Here is a 14,574-nt window from a genome sequence, read left to right as displayed (position 1 = left end):
GGCCGAGTGTTCGGGCCATGGCCCGAACACTCGAACCCTGCTGCTTCATGCTTGCAATCGTCATGCGTTCTTCAGGCTGCAGTTGTTGGTAACTTCTTTTTTGCATTGGCACACCTTACACGAGCAAGGTGTTGCACTTCAAATTTGATCGCGCCGAGTTTTAACGGCACTGAGACGAGCGCGACGATTGGCGACCGTATCGGCAAGTTCTCGTATTTTGTCGGTGCCAATCACTTCGAGAACACGAGTCAGCCTTTGCAGTTCGCCACGCTTGCAAAATCGACCACGCCTGCAAAACCCGGCGACACGCCGGTCACCGGCGCGTATTTCTATAACAACCAGACCAATGCGCCGACCGCAGTCCTCGGCGTGAACGGCGAAGGGATCGAACGAACGATCCAGGACCAGCTGAAACTGAAGATGCAGTACGACTTCACGCCGACCGTGCAGGCCGGCTTCACGCTTGGCTACTGGCATCAGACCTATAACAGCGAGACGTCGACATTCCTGCGGGATGCGAACGGCAATCCGGTATATAGCGGCAAGGTCGCGATCAACGGATTCGAGTACAACATTCCGGCCGCCGCGTTCGCACCAAGTCTCGGCACCAGCGAGAACTGGCTGTATGGCGCGTGGCTGAAGACGCACAACGCTACCGGCTGGAACGGCGAAGCGATCGCATCGTACTATGACGTGTCGAACAGCGTTGCACGCACCGCCAACGCTGGCGGACCCGGCAACGGACCGGGCGTCGTTACGTTCGGGGACGGCACCGGCTGGAAGACGCTGGACCTGAAGACCACCTACACACCGGCGGCGCCGCAGGCAGGTTTCTGGAATCACGCGCTCACGTTCGGATATCACTACGACAACTATTTCCTCGACAACGAAACCTTCAATACCGCGGCATGGCGCGACGGTTCCGCAAGCAGCTTCGCTAACGCGTTCAAGGGCCGCACGCAGACACAGGCTGCCTATGCGCAGGACGCGTGGCGCTTTCTGCCGCGCTGGAAATTCGTCTACGGTGTGCGCTATGAGGACTGGCGCGCCTACGACGGCTCCCAGTCGCTCAGTGCGACGACTCTGCCCATTGCCGGTGCCGACCAGCATCATTTTTCGCCAAAGGCGTCACTGTCATTCGACGTCACCGACGACCTGACGCTGCGTGCATCGATCGCTCGCGCGTACCGTTTCCCGACAGTCGGAGAACTGTTCCAGGGGCAGATCAACGGTTCGTCGATCATCAACAACAACCCGAATCTGCAGCCCGAGGACGACCTCTCAAAAGAGTTGACCGCGGAATGGGCGCACTGGAACGGTTTGTTCCGGCTGTCGCTGTTTCAGGACGACGTGAAGAACACGATTTTCAGCCAGACCGACACGACCGTGATTCCGAACATCACGAACTTCCAGAACATCGGCAAGGTGCGCTCGCGCGGCGTGGAAACCAGCTATCAGGGGCAGGACGTGTTCGTGCGCGGCCTCGACCTGATTGCGAACGCGGCGTACACGCAGTCGAAGATTCTTGCCAATGCGCAGAACCCCGCGACGGTAGGCAAATACTTCTACCGGATTCCGCTGTGGCGCGCGAACGTTGCCGCCACGTATCACTTCGACGCCCGTTCGGCGCTGACGCTCGCGGTGCGCTATTCGGGGCGGCAGTACAACACGCTGGCCAATACCGACTCGAATCCGGATGTGTTCGGCGGGACGAGCACGTATACGGTTGCGGATGCGAAGTTCACGTTCCGGCCGACGAAGCTGAGTGAGATCGGTGTGGGCGTCGACAATATTTTCGATTCGCGTTATTTCGTCTACCACCCATACCCGGGCCGCACCTTCTATGTCGAAGGCCGACGCTTTTGTCGCGATAAGAGAATCGAGATGAGCGAAAGCGAAATATCGAGTAGTGCTTACGTTGCAAGCGAGTAGAACTGCTGCGCAACAGAAGGACAGATTTTTCCTGCGCTTTTCATCTGCCCTTTCTTGATCATATGCATGACCTCAATGCCACCCAGAAGAATGCGGGCGCAGCGAAAATTCTTGAACCCCAGCATGGGCCGCGTGCGACGCTTGATCGCCCGATGGTCCTGTTCGATCAGGTTGTTCAGATACTTGTTCTGGCGGATCTGGATAGGTGTTTCGCGCTCAGCATTCAGGGCCTGCAGCGCGGCCCGATTGGCCCCACTTTTATCGACCGTCACGGTTTCGGGCTCGCCGTTCTGGTCGATCGATTTTTCAAAGTACCGTCGTGCTGCCGCCTTGTCACGATGGGCCCGCAGCAGGAAATCGACCGTCTGGCCGGCCTTGTCCACCGCGCGGTAAAGATACCGCCATTCGCCCCGGACCCTGACATAGGTTTCGTCCATCCGCCAGCTCCTGCCCACAGCGCGCTTGCAGCGGCGAAACGCTTTTTCAAGCACCGGCAGCAACTTGATGGCCCAGCGGTGCACGGTCGAATGATCGACCGGGATACCGCGCTCGGCCATCATTTCCTTGAGCTGGCGCAAGCTCAACGGATACGCCACATACCACCGCACACACAGCAACATCACGTCCAGTGGGTAGTGCAGGCGCTTGAGCACTTTTGCCACCGCCCCATTCAGCTTTTCCTTCATCGCTCACATCGCTCCGCTCGGAACCGACAGCATAACCGAACGCCTTATTGCGACGGAACCGTCAATGGCGATGCGAACATGGCGTGCCAGGGTGCGCCGGCCCCACGGCTGCGCCCGACTTGCGGGTGCGGCGCCGCGCACGGTCATACCGCTCTCGTTCGCTCGGATGTGAGGCGCGAAGATTCGCCGTATGTCGCAGGTGTCCCTCTCCGACACCTTCTGAACCTGACGGGCTGACGTTGGTGTCGTCATGGCAAGCGAAGAAAGGATCGCCAGGTTTGATCACGGCCAGCATGGTTTTAAGTCTCTTCAGCATGAAACGTTAGTCTCCTTCAGGCGATGCTCAATCGCGCCAGTTCGGTGTCCACCAGCAGCTTCTTCAGTTCCGGCACGCAGGACCCGCAGTTGCCGCCGGCTTTCAGGCACGCGGTAATCTCCGCGGCGGTCTTCAGTCCCTGCTCGCGAATTGCTGCACAGATCGTATTGCGCCCAACACCGAAGCACGAACAGACTGTGGGTCCCGTATCGGTGCCCTTACCGATCGGTTGGCCAGGCAGCAGGCCAATGCGGTCCGCCTCGTCGAGCCGGTCCTTCGCAAACAGGCTCGCGAGCCACGCGCGCGCCGGCAATTCGGATTGCGCCGACAGGAAAATGCAGTTCTCGATACGGTCGTCGACCAGATGAACCGCGCGATACACGCCCGCGGCACGGTCCTCGTATTCGAGCCAGTCGGCATGAGCATCGTCGATGCCGAACAGCGCGCGCGCCCAGACGCCAGGATCACCGTGATCGGCGAGCGGGTTGCGGCCCGCGAGTTCGTAGCGCACAAACTGCGTGCCGTGAATGCGTGTCCAGTACGTCACGCTGTCCAGCACCGGAATGTGCCGGCTCAGTGAGAAACCGTGCCAGGCAACGTGGAACCTGTCGACCCGAACCGGAGTGTGTTTGAACTCAGGCTCGCCAGAAACCGGATCGACTTCGGGATTCACCACCGCACCCACGCGTGCATCGGAGGCAACCTGATCGTTCCAGTGAATGGGGATGAACACGCTGCCGCGCGGCATGCCGCCGCCGTATTGCACGCGTGCGACCATCGCACCCCAGCGACTCGACACGCGCGCGAGGTCGCCTTCACGCACGCCGCACGACAGTGCATCCTGCGGATGCATGTCGACAAACGCCTCCGTGACATGACTGGCAAGTTTCTCCGACTTGCCCGTTCGGGTCATGGTGTGCCACTGGTCGCGCACCCGGCCGGTATTCAACGTCAGCGGATATTCGTCATCCGGCGCATTGACCGGGGCGCGGGGTGGCGTGGCGACGAAACGCGCCTTGCCGTCCACGTGGCTAAAGCGACGGTCACCAAAAAGACGCGCGGTGCCCGCCAATGCCGCGTCTTTCTGCGTGAGAACGGGCCACTGGATAGGCTGCAACGCAGCGTAACGTTCGCGACCGAGGCCAACAAGACCAGCCAGGTTGAACGCGCGACGCAGGTCGCCGTCGACAAGTTCGTCGCCGGTTCCGTCAGCGCTCTGGCGACCCTCGTTACGCCACGCACTCAGCCGCGCATGCTCATCGAAAATCTCGTACTGGCTGGAGAACTCGAAGCCCGGATAGCCCATCCGCTGTGCAACGTCGCAGATGATCCGCCAGTCCGCGCGTGCTTCTCCGGGCGCCGGAAGAAACGCACGCTGGCGCGAGATCCTGCGCTCGGAATTGGTGACGGTGCCGTCCTTTTCTCCCCAGCCGAGCGCCGGCAGCAGGATATGCGCAAACGCATTGGTGTCCGTGTTCTCGACAATGTCGGAGCAGACGACGAGTTCACAGCGCGCGAGCGCGCGCTTCGCCTGGTCGCCGTCGGGCAGGCTGACGACCGGGTTCGTGCCCATGATCCAGACCGCCTTGATCCGGCCGTTCCCGATCGCCTCGAAGAGTTCGACCGCCTTGAGTCCTGGCCGCGAAGCGACGACGGGCGATCCCCAGAATGTCTGGACCAGTTCGCGATGCCGCGGGTTGTCGAGTTCCAGATGGGCGGCGAGCGTGTTCGCCAGACCACCGACCTCACGCCCACCCATCGCATTCGGCTGTCCGGTGAACGAGAACGGCCCCATGCCTGGTCTGCCGATACGGCCCGTCAGCAGATGACAATTGATAATGCTGTTGACCTTGTCCGTGCCGGAGCTCGACTGGTTCACTCCCTGCGAATACACCGTCACCACCCGCTCGGTGCGCGCGAAGAGTCGATAGAACTCGAGGAGATCGTGCGGATCGACCTTGCAGGCCTTTGCACATTGCGCGAGGTCAAACGCGGTTGCTGCGCCGGCTGTAGCGGTATCGAGCGCCTGCGCATAGCCGGCCGTATGCGCGTCGACGAACTCCGCATCGATCGCGCCGTGTTCCGCGAGAAAACTGAGCAAACCGTTGAACAGCCAGACGTCGGTGCCCGCGCGCAGCGGCAGGTGCAGGTCAGCCATTTCGCAGGTCGCGGTATAGCGCGGGTCGATCACGACGACCTTCATATCGGGGCGCGTCTCCTTGATCCTGATGATCCGCTGGAACAGGATCGGATGGCACCACGCCGTATTCGAACCGACCAGCACGACGAGGTCCGCCAGTTCGAGATCGTCGTAGCACACCGGCACCAGGTCTTCGCCGAAGGCCCGTTTGTGACCGGCGACGGAGGACGACATGCACAGGCGTGAATTGGTGTCGATATTCGCGCTGCCGATATAGCCCTTCATCAGTTTGTTCGCGACGTAATAGTCCTCAGTCAGCAACTGTCCTGAGACGTACAGGGCGACAGCATCCGGGCCGTGTTGATCGATGATCCGGCGAAAGCCGTCAGCGACCGTGTCGAGCGCATCGTTCCATGACACGGGGCGCAACGCGCCGCTCGCCGGCTCGCGCAGCTTCGGATGGAGCAGCCGTCCATCGAGTCCGATGGTTTCGCCGAGGGCTGAGCCTTTCACGCACAGCCGACCGAAGTTCGCCGGGTGGAGTTCGTCACCGGCGATGTCGTGCTGGCCGTCTGGGCGCGCGCTCGCGCGTACGCCGCAACCGACGCCGCAGTATGGACAGGTGGTCCTGACAGCGTCACGGCTACCGTCAGGCGTACTGGAAATGACGATGGGAAGACTCACGTTGGGTTCCGGTTCAGGCGGGCTGAGCCTCGCAGAGGGCCCGGCCAAATAGCAGCTGGCTGCGCAGCGGAGAAATGTCGGTGCGGTTCTGGATCAGTTCGAAATACCACGCGCCCTCGCTGACGTCGCCATAGAGGACTGCGCCGATCACCCGGTTATCCTCGATCACGAGGCGCTTGTAGACGCCGCGTCGCGGATCGCGCAGCACCAGGTCTTCACTGTCCGGACCGCCGGTGAAGTCGCCAGCGGAATACAGCTCGACGCCGGTGACTTTCAACCTGGTCGCCGTCGCGCTCTGCACGTAACGGCGGTGGCCGGCGCCCGCCAGGTGGGCGCCGCACACGCGCGCCTGATCCCAGATCGGCGCGACAAGACCGAAGGTTGCCGTCCGGTGCTGCACGCATTCGCCGACGGCGTAGACACGCGGATCGTAGGTCTGCAGCGTGTCATCGACGACAATCGCACGCTCGCAGTGCAGCCCGGCCTGTTTCGCGAGGTCAATATTCGGGCGCACCCCGACCGCCATGACAACCAGGTCGGCGGGGATCTCCGCACCGTTGTCAAAACGCACTGCAGTCACACGATCCGGCCCGACGATTTCGACGGTGTTGGCGTTCAGCAGGAAACGCAACCCTTTGCGCTCCAGCGTCTGCTGCAGCAGGGCCGCCGCGCTCCGGTCGAGCTGGCGCTCCATCAGGCTGTCCATGACGTGCACCACCGTGACCGACATGCCCTGGCGCATGAGCCCGTTCGCGGCCTCCAGCCCGAGCAGACCGCCGCCGATCACCACTGCGTGACGGTGACTGCGCGCTGCGGCGAGCATTGTTTCGACGTCCTGGATGTCGCGAAAAGCGATCACCCCGGGCAGCTCGTGACCCGGCACCGGAACCACGAAAGGCTTGGAGCCGGTCGCGATCAGCAACCGGTCGTAGCCCACCTCGAAGCCGCTTTGCGAGCGCACGATGCGGCGCCTGCGATCGATCGCGGCCACCGGGTCGCCAGCATGCAGCTGGATACCGTTGTCTGCGTACCAGTCACGCGTGTTGAGGATGATGTCGTCGACACTCTTCTCGCCCGCCAGCACCGGTGAGAGCAGGATGCGGTTGTAGTTGCCGTACGGCTCGGCACCGAATACGGTGATGTCGTAGAGGCCCGGTGCGAGCTTCAGCAGTTCCTCGACGGTGCGCATGCCCGCCATGCCATTGCCGATGACAACGAGGCGCGGGCGCGAAGGCGCGTCGAACGCTGCGCCTCCTGAGGTCTGCGCGTCGATTGCGTGTCTCATGCCGCGACCCACACCTTGCCGCTCTCGACACGCACCGGGTAGGCGCTGACGGAATGCTCGGGCGCCTCGAGGCACTCGCCGGTGCGCAGATCGAAATGATGCTTGTAGATCGGCGAGGCCACCACGATGCGCTCGCCGAGGTTGCCGATCAGCCCACGCGAGAGCACCGCCGCGTGCGAACCCGGATCGAAGTTGTCGATTGCGAACACGCTGCCCTCACCGTGCGCGACATGAAATACCGCTACCTGCTCGCCGTTGACGAGCGCACAGACGCCCGTATTGGGAACAATGTCGTCGAGCGCGCACACGGGCATCCAGGCTTGCGGAGTTTGATCGTTACTCATGCTGGCTTCCTCACGGTCAGGGTGGTGGATGGTCAGACGGTCTCGGCGACCACGGGAATCGGGAACTGCCGCGCTTGCCGCTCTTCCTGCGTTGCGGGACGGATCTGGCCGCGCTCCTCGACGAAGGTCACGTTGTCGTCGAGCTTGTCGCTGTTGACGAAATGGCGGAAGCGCTTGCGCGTTTCGGGATCGGTCACGGCCCTCTTCCACTCGCACTCGTAGGTATCGATCACGTGCTGCATTTCCCCCTCCAGCTCCGCCGCGAGTCCGAGCTTGTCGTGCACGACGACGTCGATCAGGTATTGCAGCCCGCCCTCGAGGTTGTCGCGCCAGACGCTGGTGCGCTGCAAACGGTCGGCGGTGCGGACATAGAGCATCAGGAAGCGGTCGATGTAGCGCACCAGCGTCTCGCGGTCCAGATCCGACGCGAGCAGTTCGGCATGTCGCGGCTTCATCCCGCCGTTGCCGCACACGTAGAGATTCCAGCCCTTCTCGGTGGCGATGATGCCGACGTCCTTGCCCTGCGCTTCCGCGCATTCGCGGGTGCAGCCCGACACGCCGAACTTGATCTTGTGCGGCGAACGCAGGCCCTTGTAGCGGTTTTCCATCGCAACGGCGAGGCCCACCGAATCGCCGACGCCGTAGCGGCACCACGTCGAGCCGACGCACGACTTCACGGTGCGCAGCGACTTGCCGTAGGCATGGCCGGATTCGAAGCCGGCCGCGATCAGTTCTTCCCAGATCAGCGGCAGTTGATCAACACGCGCGCCGAACAGATCGACGCGCTGGCCGCCTGTAATCTTTGTATAGAGGCCGTACTTCTTCGCCACCTGGCCGATGGCGATCAGGCCTTCCGGGGTGACCTCGCCCCCCGGCATGCGCGGCACGACCGAGTAGGTGCCGTCACGCTGGATGTTGGCGAGGTAGTAGTCGTTCGAGTCCTGCAGGCCTGCATGTTCCTTCTTCAGCACGAACTCGTTCCAGCACGACGCCAGGATTCCGGCGACCGCGGGCTTGCAGATATCGCAGCCGAGGCCATGGCCGTGCTTTTCCAGCAACGCGCCAAAGGTCCTCACGCGCTCGACGCGGACGAGGTGATACAGCTCCTGGCGCGAGTACGGGAAGTGCTCGCACAGGTGGTTGTTCACCGCGAGGCCCTGCTTCTTCATCTCGGCCTTCATCACCTGCGTGACAAGCGGCACGCAGCCGCCGCATGCGGTGCCGGCGCATGTCGCGCTCTTCACCGCGCCAATACTGGTCGCGCCCGCGCACACCGCCGCGCAGATTTCGCCCTTGGAGACGTTGTTGCACGAGCAGATCTGCGCGGCTGCGGGCAGCGCGTCGACCCCAAGTCCGGGTTTGGCCTTGCCGTCGCTTTGCGGCAGGATCAGGAACTCCGGCGCTTCGGGCAGCTCGATGCTGTTCAGCATCATCTGCAGCAGCGTGCCATATTCGGCCGCATCGCCCACCATCACGGCGCCGAGCAACTGCTTGCCGCACTCCGACACCACCAGCTTCTTGTAGACCTGTTTGAGTTCGTCGCTGAACTGGTACGTGCGGCTGCCCGGCGTCTTGCCGTGCGCGTCGCCGATGCTCGCGACATCCACGCCCATCAGCTTGAGCTTGGTGCTCATGTCCGCGCCGGCGAAGCCCGCATCATCGCCGAGCAGGTGCTTCGCGGCGACGCGCGCCATGTCGTAGCCAGGCGCAACCAGGCCGTACACCATGCCGTTCCACGCCGCGCATTCGCCGATCGCGTAGATGTCGGGGTCGCTGGTGCGGCAGTTCGCATCGATCGAGACGCCGCCACGCGGACCCAGTTCCAGGCCGCACGCACGCGCGATCTCGTCGCGCGGACGGATACCGGCGGAGAACACGATCATGTCGGTGTCGAGATGCGTGCCGTCGGCGAACTGCATGCGGTGCGTGCCCGCTTCGCCATCGACGATGGCGAGCGTGTGCTTGGCCGTATGGACCTGCACGCCCAGCTCCTCGATCCTGCTGCGCAGAACCCGACCGCCGCCGTCGTCGACCTGCACCGCCATCAGCCGCGGTGCAAACTCGACGACATGCGCGGCCAGTCCCATGTCATGCAGCGCCTTCGCGCATTCAAGCCCCAGCAGGCCGCCGCCCACCACGACACCCGACTTCGCCCGCGCGCCGCACGCCTGCATCGCTTCGAGATCTTCGATGGTGCGATAGACGAAGCAGTCCTGACGATCACTGCCTGCCATTGGCGGAACGAACGGCGAGGAACCGGTCGCGAGCACCAGTTTGTCATAGGAAAGCGTCTCGCCGCTCGAGACGCTCACGGTGTGGGCCTCCCGGTCGATCGAGACCGCCTTCGTGTTGAGCTTGAGCAGCACGCTCTCGCGCTCGAAGAAACCTGGCTTCACGAGCGACAGATCCTCTGCGGACTTGCCGGAAAAGAATTCGGACAGATGCACGCGGTCATATGCGGGACGCGGCTCCTCGCACAGCACGGTGACGTGCAGCGCAGACCTCGCGTCGTCCACAAGACATTCAAGAAGCTTGTGACCCACCATCCCGTGGCCAATGACGACAACGTTCATGACGGGTGTCTCATCCATTCCCAGCGCGGTTCGCGGCATGATTTTCGTCCGGCAAATAAAAAGGCGTCCCGCGGATCCAGTCGTCAGATGACTGAATTCAGGGGACGCCGTTGTCCAAAAAATAATGACCTACAGAATGACTTTTGCTGCGTGCTGGCCGGATCATCGTTGATCCGCTGCCTTGATTTATGCAAAGGCCGTGCCAGGCGGCACATCGGCCGTAGTGGCCCGAGCCACAGGCGTTATTGGATCTCAGCCCTGGTTTGGGGCGCAACAGGAAGATGCATTTTGCCGGGCATGGCACGACGGTGGTGCAATGCAGCACATCATCCGTGCAGCGGGTCGGGTGAAGATGGCCTGCTTTGGCTTTGCTCGTGAACCCAGATTAGTGAGCAGACCAGAGGTTTTTCGCGGTGTATTGCGCGGCCCGATGTGATAGCACCCGCGAGCCGGCCCGGCCTCGCAGTGCATCGTCACATCTGGCCTGCATGGATGGCGTCGTCGCGCGTTCTGCGCTGCTGCCCGCGTCGGCACTGTCTGGCGTGGATATTGCCTCTATCGATGCGCGCGGCAACGGTGCCGGCACATGGAATCACGCTGCAGATGGTGCGCAATGCGCCCCCGGCAGCGCAGGCAACCCAGATCAGGACAACGGCGTCCCCTCGTTAAACACGACGAGCGGACGCCGTTTGCATTTGGCGCAGCGCTCGTCCAACCGGCCATCGAACCGGCCGCCTCAGGACGTACAAGGACATCACCATGGCAACGGGCAAGGTCACTTTACTCAGCGCGGGTCCAGGCGACCTCGATCTGCTCACGATCAGGGCAGCAAGGCTGCTGGCAAGCGCCGATGTCGTGCTGCTCGACGACCTCGTCAATCCGGAGATCGTGTCGCTTGCGCCGCAGGCGCGCGTGATTCGCGTTGGCAAGCGCGGCGGCTGCAAGTCGACCCCGCAGGCGTTCATTCAGCGCCTGCTACTGCGCTACGCGCGCGCCGGCCGTCACGTGGTACGCGTGAAAGGCGGCGACGCCCTGCTGTTTGGACGCGCCGGCGAAGAACTGGCGGATTTGCGGCGCGCACAGATACCGTTTGAAATCGTCAATGGCATTTCGTCGGGTTTTGCCGCGGCAGCAGGTCTCGGTATTTCGCTCACGCATCGCAATCACTGCCCGGGCGTGACGTTTATCACGGCGCACCTGCGCGACGACAGCGAGCCAGACTGGGCCGCGCTGGCCGCCACCGGCACGACGCTCGCCATTTACATGGGCATGAGCCGCATCGACAGCCTGTGTGCCGCGCTGATGTCAGCCCTGCCGCACGACACGCCTGCTGCGGTGGTGCAATCGGCGGGCAGCGCTGCGGAGCGGCACGTGCTCGCGATGCTCGACACGCTTGAAGCGCGTGCGCATGCCGCCGGCTTCGGCAGCCCGGCTGTCATTCTGGTTGGCAAGGTGATTGGCGAGGCCGTGGCGCATGCTATGCACGAGTCGGTGGCGGACGTGTCTATTGAATTGCCGTCCACTTCTCACGTGCAACGCTACGAGCGCGAGGCGGTCTTGCGCAGCGCATGATCCAGACGTCAAACGCTAGACGGCTTAGGCCCGCGTCGTCTGACGCGGGCCGTTTTACATACGGCGTTGGGATATGACAGCGGCGATCCGCTTTGCACACACCGGTCGCCTCACTCAGCAATAGAACTGACGATTCACACCTTCAGGCTGAGCTCCCGCATTTATCCGATTCTTTGCGAGCGAGGCGAAACGGGAAGCGCGCGCCGCGACTTACAGCCAATGCAGGCACGTTTCCCGCCCAACGCCCAGCTCACACTCCACTATTCGCACGCGCGCCCGCAGCCGGGATCGGGCTCGCAACCACCAGGCTCTCCGCAGGCAGCGCCCAAGTGAGCCAGCGCGTGCGATGCAGGACAACCAGCGCGAAGGCCAGCGCCGAGATGACGCCAAAGGTCGCGAAGCCCATCTGATAGCTGCCGGTGCTTTCCTTGGCCATCCCCATGATCACGGGAAGATAGAAGCCGCCGATGCCGCCCGCTGCGCCGATGATCCCGGACATCAACCCGGTCTTGCCCTTCCAGCGTTGCGGCACGAGCTGGAAGGTCGCGCCGTTGCCGAGCCCGAAGCACAGATAGGTGGCTACCAGCAACGCGATGCCGGCGGGCAGCGGCGGCATCCACGCGGCGAATGCGAAATCGCACAGCGAAATACCGGCGAGCAGCAGCACCAGCGCGCGCACGCCGGAGATGCGGTCGGCGATCAGGCCGCCGAGCGGCCGCACCAGCGCACCCGTGAAGGCAAGGAGCGACATGAAGAGCCCCGCCTCCAGCTTTGGCAACTGATACAGCGAAACCAGCAGCGTCGTTACATAGGACGACATGCCGACGAAGCCGCCGAACGTGATGCTGTAGACCAGCATCACGACCCACGTGTCGCTTTCCGCGAGCACACTGCGATAGTGCTTCGGCAGCACCGCAATCGCCAGCAGCGCGCCGAGTACCGGCAGCAGCAGCACGCCTGTCTTGCCGGCGCCGAAGACACCCGCGTGCACGGCAAGCACGAGCGCGATCAAGCCGCCCAGCGTGACGCAGAAACTGCGCAACGCACGCGGTGCGCTGCCGGACTTCGGCCCCAGGTCCTTCGCCCACAAGAACAGCGCCGTAGCCGCGAGCGCGAGCAACGGCAACGCCGCGCCTGCGGCCTTGGCCCAGCCGAAGTGATCGGCGAGGCTCGGGAACAGAAAACCATCGAGCACTGCGCCGATATTGCCCGCCGCAGCGAGCCCCAGCACCAGCCCCTGCACCTTGGGCGGATAGTTGCTGCCGGCCATCGGCAGCGCCACCGCAAAGCTCGCGCCGCCCACACCGAGAAACACGCCCAGCACCAGCAGCATCACATATGAAGGCGCGGACGGTGACAGCAGCAGCACGATCGACGGCAACGCCGACAGCACGACGCCGCAGAGCGCAATGCGGCGGCCGTCATAGGCCTGGTACAGGTTGCCGAGCGTCACGCGCAGGATCGCCGCGCCCAGCACCGGAACCGCGACGAGAAAGCCCAATTCCGCCGGCGACATCGCGATGTCCTTGTGGATGAACGGGGCGAGCGGGCCGAACATCACCCACACGGTGAAGCCGGTATCGAAGTAGAGGAAGCACGCCAGCAACGCGCGCCAGTTACCGCTCGTCAGCGAATTCAACAGATGTTTCATGGGTTTCTCTCGCAGGGGAAAAGCTATTGAAGAGCGCGGCCGGCACTGGCGTGCCGACCTTGAAGGGGCATGCCGCGCGTGTCGACGACACTTTTGATCAGCTCGTCCATCTCCTTAATGATGTCGGCGAGCACGGTCGTGATCACCGCGAATTCCCGCCCGAACTGGCCTGCTCGTGCGGCCGAGATGCGCGCGTTGAGCGCGACGATGTTGGCCTGCATTGAGATGCTGCCGAGCCGCTCGGCGATGTCTGTCTGTCGCTTGAGCGCGGCCGCTTCGATGCCGCGCATCTCGTGCTGATAGGCGAGCGTGATGTCCTGCAGCAGTTCGAGCAGCGGCGTCGCCTGAGTGACGAGTGCGTCGAGTTGGGTCCGATCTTCCGCGCGGCCCGACTCGACGCACGACACCGCGCGATTCACCTGGACGATGAATTGCTGAATTCGCTCGTCGGCTCTGCGGTTGCCGAAATACATCTCGCGCAACGCTTCGGAAAACACGCCCGGTAGGCGCTCGTTGCCCCTCACCAGATCGGAATGCGCTTGCGCAAACGTGACAAGGCATGATTTGGCTACGGACAGCGCGCCACTGTTGCCGAGCGACGCGAGCAGCACGTGCAGCACGATGCGCTGTGAGAGCATCCGTTGCCGGCCCCCCAGATTGATGAGCTCGCCGATGACCTGTCCAGAGACGGCATCGGGATCTGAATGTATCGGCTGTTTCATCGTGAATGTGGGCGTGAAGACCCTGCACCGTTGCTCCATTCGCACGGCACGCGCCCCATGACGAGACTCGCGGCGACAAATGAAGCGCAAAAAAAAAGCGCCCCGAGCGCAACCGCGCGTCCCGATTGCTCGGTTGCACAGTTGGCACTCGGGACGCCGTTGTCCCTGCGGGTCGCTCAAAGCGAGCGGCCGGTAAAGATTCGATACGTTGGGACCTCCGTTGGTCCCACGCCCGATCTATGCAATAGCCGTGCCACAGATCCGTGTAACGCTAATCCGGGGCGGTCTCTCCGGCGGCTTCCAGCCACGCCCCATTCGGCTAACAGCGCGTCCAGCGGGGCCGGCCAGTTCAACGACGGATCGCACCTTCGTCAAATTTCTGGAACGCCGGAACGTTCATCTCGACGCAAGTGATGGGATTTCAGTTACAGCGAAGCGCGGCGTCGCCGCGTGGCATGAACGGGGTTGGTGCGACGCGTTGGTGCAGTGCACTACAGCTGTGCACCGCGCCGGCTCAAGCTACGGTGCGAGCGTCGGTAGGAGAACCATTCCGGAGCGAAGCTGACGTTGGCGCCGGGCGGTAACCTTGGCAACTTCCGCCTGCAAGGCGGATTCGTGTTCGGCGCGGGCAGCCAGCAATCCGTCGAGTTCGCGCGCATGCGCGGACCG

The 14,574-nt window shown here is 63.1% G+C and carries 9 protein-coding genes and 1 pseudogene; 2 read left to right on the top strand and 8 right to left on the bottom strand.

The features are described from left to right. Window positions 1–106, bottom strand: a 106-nt coding sequence (locus tag HWY30_RS35295; RefSeq protein WP_176078980.1) for a helix-turn-helix domain-containing protein, incomplete at its 3' end; no start/stop codon positions are given. 50 nt (window positions 107–156) lie between these two features. Between HWY30_RS35295 and HWY30_RS35290 the strand changes: the two are divergent. Further along, window positions 157–1,857 (top strand): annotated as a pseudogene (locus HWY30_RS35290) (TonB-dependent receptor); the annotation flags it as partial. A 56-nt stretch (window positions 1,858–1,913) separates the two neighbouring features. Here HWY30_RS35290 and HWY30_RS35285 read toward each other — a convergent pair. The 5 genes from HWY30_RS35285 to nirB form a co-directional block, all read right to left on the bottom strand. Next, the gene (locus HWY30_RS35285) at window positions 1,914–2,618 is read right to left on the bottom strand and encodes an IS6 family transposase (RefSeq protein WP_090812423.1); all 705 of its coding nucleotides are present in this window, start codon (window positions 2,616–2,618) and stop codon (window positions 1,914–1,916) included. A 332-nt stretch (window positions 2,619–2,950) separates the two neighbouring features. Continuing rightward, complete coding sequence (locus HWY30_RS35280) at window positions 2,951–5,758, bottom strand: nitrate reductase (protein ID WP_090812422.1); 2,808 nt, start codon at window positions 5,756–5,758, stop codon at window positions 2,951–2,953. A gap of 13 nt (window positions 5,759–5,771) precedes the next feature. After that, a complete protein-coding gene (locus tag HWY30_RS35275) occupies window positions 5,772–7,043 on the bottom strand; it encodes an NAD(P)/FAD-dependent oxidoreductase (RefSeq protein WP_090812421.1) in 1,272 nt (423 codons plus the stop codon). After that, window positions 7,040–7,387 (bottom strand): nitrite reductase small subunit NirD, encoded by a 348-nt coding sequence (nirD, locus tag HWY30_RS35270; protein ID WP_090812420.1) that lies wholly within the window; start codon window positions 7,385–7,387, stop codon window positions 7,040–7,042. The genes HWY30_RS35275 and nirD overlap by 4 nt, the downstream gene beginning before the upstream one ends. A gap of 32 nt (window positions 7,388–7,419) precedes the next feature. Further along, window positions 7,420–9,960: a nitrite reductase large subunit NirB gene (gene nirB / locus HWY30_RS35265; RefSeq protein WP_090812632.1), complete on the bottom strand. Its 2,541-nt coding sequence runs from the start codon at window positions 9,958–9,960 to the stop codon at window positions 7,420–7,422. 759 nt (window positions 9,961–10,719) lie between these two features. Between nirB and cobA the strand changes: the two genes are divergently transcribed. After that, a complete protein-coding gene (gene cobA, locus HWY30_RS35260; protein WP_167368855.1) occupies window positions 10,720–11,532 on the top strand; it encodes a uroporphyrinogen-III C-methyltransferase in 813 nt (270 codons plus the stop codon). Between the two features lie 250 nt (window positions 11,533–11,782). On the opposite strand, the gene HWY30_RS35255 is transcribed toward cobA, so the two are convergent. Both HWY30_RS35255 and HWY30_RS35250 read right to left on the bottom strand, forming a co-directional pair. Beyond that, window positions 11,783–13,183 (bottom strand): MFS transporter, encoded by a 1,401-nt coding sequence (locus tag HWY30_RS35255; RefSeq protein ID WP_090812418.1) that lies wholly within the window; start codon window positions 13,181–13,183, stop codon window positions 11,783–11,785. 23 nt (window positions 13,184–13,206) lie between these two features. Continuing rightward, complete coding sequence (locus HWY30_RS35250; protein ID WP_090812417.1) at window positions 13,207–13,905, bottom strand: methyl-accepting chemotaxis protein; 699 nt, start codon at window positions 13,903–13,905, stop codon at window positions 13,207–13,209. Window positions 13,906–14,574 lie beyond the last annotated feature (669 nt).

This window comes from Paraburkholderia tuberum STM678, from assembly GCF_902833905.1.
Classification (GTDB): Bacteria; Pseudomonadota; Gammaproteobacteria; order Burkholderiales; family Burkholderiaceae; genus Paraburkholderia; species Paraburkholderia tuberum.
Note: the sequence above shows the minus strand (reverse complement) of the source record. Positions and strands in the feature narration are given on the sequence as shown.

Bases quoted from the DNA above. Each gene is read 5' to 3' on its own strand.
- HWY30_RS35285 (WP_090812423.1), bottom strand. From the start codon at position 2,618: ATGAAGGAAAAGCTGAATGGGGCGGTGGCAAAAGTGCTCAAGCGCCTG.
- HWY30_RS35275 (WP_090812421.1), bottom strand. From the start codon at position 7,043: ATGAGACACGCAATCGACGCGCAGACCTCAGGAGGCGCAGCGTTCGAC.
- nirD (WP_090812420.1), bottom strand. From the start codon at position 7,387: ATGAGTAACGATCAAACTCCGCAAGCCTGGATGCCCGTGTGCGCGCTC.
- nirB (WP_090812632.1), bottom strand. From the start codon at position 9,960: ATGAACGTTGTCGTCATTGGCCACGGGATGGTGGGTCACAAGCTTCTT.
- cobA (WP_167368855.1), top strand. From the start codon at position 10,720: ATGGCAACGGGCAAGGTCACTTTACTCAGCGCGGGTCCAGGCGACCTC.
- HWY30_RS35255 (WP_090812418.1), bottom strand. From the start codon at position 13,183: ATGAAACATCTGTTGAATTCGCTGACGAGCGGTAACTGGCGCGCGTTG.
- HWY30_RS35250 (WP_090812417.1), bottom strand. From the start codon at position 13,905: ATGAAACAGCCGATACATTCAGATCCCGATGCCGTCTCTGGACAGGTC.